Source organism: Candidatus Magnetobacterium casense (genome assembly GCF_019173545.1).
Classification (GTDB): Bacteria; Nitrospirota; Thermodesulfovibrionia; order Thermodesulfovibrionales; family Magnetobacteriaceae; genus Magnetobacterium; species Magnetobacterium cryptolimnobacter.
In genome coordinates, this window is the sequence record NZ_JABXWD010000648.1 from 1 (window position 1) to 1,458 (window position 1,458).

Below are 1,458 nucleotides of genomic sequence, written 5' to 3' on the forward strand. Positions count from 1 at the left end.
CCATACTTGAGGGTTACAAGATAGACATGCAGGCGGCGGAGTTGGCTGCTAACGTTCAGCGGCTCGTGCTTGAACAGGGCAAGCTCGTTATTGATTCCCACATTGCCACTGCGCAACTGAAAGAGCTTGAGTTTCGTGCATGGGAGGCAGAGGTCAGAGGTCAGCATATCCAGGCGCAGATATATGAGACGCTCGTTAATGCTTACCGCAGTGAGCTGGAAGGGGCACGGATTCAATCAGCGGTAGAAAAGGACAACCTTGACGCACAGATAGCGCAGGCCAAGCTCAACCTTGACGGTTACCTTGCAGGGCTTGACATGGAAAAGGCCAGGCTGCACGGCGATGTCTCGATAGAGGCATTGAAGGTAGACAAGTACAAGGCCGAAATAGCCAGTTGGGGTGAAGAGGCCAGAGCCATAGCAGAGGCCTTCCGTGTATGGATTGAGACGGAGCGCACCAACACGGAGGCCAAAAAGGCCGAAAGTTCTCAGCATCTTGAGATAGCAAGGCTCACGTTACAGCAGATGATGAACGACAATCAACTCAAGTTGGCCGCTGCAAAGACGGGTACGGATGCGTATGTCACGCTGCTTGGGCATGTGCTGTCGTCGATCAACACGTTAGGGGCTTCGATTGAAACGATTAGTAAGTAGACCAGGTGCGAGCCTTGAGCGGGAAAGAGGAGATTACATGAAGAATGACTTCATCACAAGCGATATGACGCAGGCCAAGATAAGGCCAAGCATCCACTTGATGAGTGTCAATTCACCCTCAATTTTAACAATGCGCTCACTCAATTTTGCTATATCATCTTTTGTCGCCAGGTCCCTCCTCGTGTCAAGGCCGGCTTCGTTGATGACCTTGATAAAGGCATCCGTGCCCTCGTCTCCAAGCTTGTCTCTCAATGCCTTTGGTATCGTTATTACACTCATGACTTTAGTATACAACCACGCATGTAAAAATGCAAACACATAACCCTGAAAAAAGGAGGAGATAGACATGGAAGGCGGATATGGATTAAAGAAAATTAAAGAAATAGGCCAGAGCGTTTTAAACAAGGAAGGCAGGGAGCTTGTTGGCTTGCCTGACCCTCCTGATTTCAAGCCAGTTCCAACAACGCAGCCTAAGAATCCGGAGGGGATGCCTGCAATATTGCCGCCTTCTCATATTGATGTACCAGAGCCGACATTGCCAGTAACTCCGTCTGATACTCCAAAGCTTTTTACGGATCAAGGCAAGCCTCCAGAAATCAAGGTTGATAGTGTTTCCACCATATCTACGCCGGTAACAACCTTACCTAAAGGTGCAGGTTCTCACAACAGCCCGACATATGGTAAGGTCAGCTACACAGGAGAAGGTTTTGGACTTCCAACTAAACATTTTGGTCATCCTATGTTTTCCGGTGGCGGTGGTGGTGGCAATGAAATCCCGACACCAACCACAACCCCACAGCCTAAC

Annotated in this window: 2 protein-coding genes and 1 pseudogene; 2 read left to right on the top strand and 1 reads right to left on the bottom strand. The window is 49.4% G+C overall.

Annotated elements, in window-relative coordinates:
- The coding region (locus HWQ67_RS18410; protein ID WP_218254151.1) for a hypothetical protein at positions 1 to 653 on the top strand (653 nt) is incomplete at its 5' end.
- A gap of 33 nt (positions 654 to 686) precedes the next feature.
- Here the strand turns inward: HWQ67_RS18410 and HWQ67_RS18415 are convergent.
- Positions 687 to 932 (bottom strand): LA_3696 family protein, encoded by a 246-nt coding sequence (locus HWQ67_RS18415; RefSeq protein ID WP_218254152.1) that lies wholly within the window; start codon positions 930 to 932, stop codon positions 687 to 689.
- Positions 933 to 999: 67 nt separating this feature from the next.
- Here HWQ67_RS18415 and HWQ67_RS18420 point away from each other — a divergent pair.
- A pseudogene (locus tag HWQ67_RS18420) lies at positions 1,000 to 1,458 on the top strand (hypothetical protein); the annotation flags it as partial.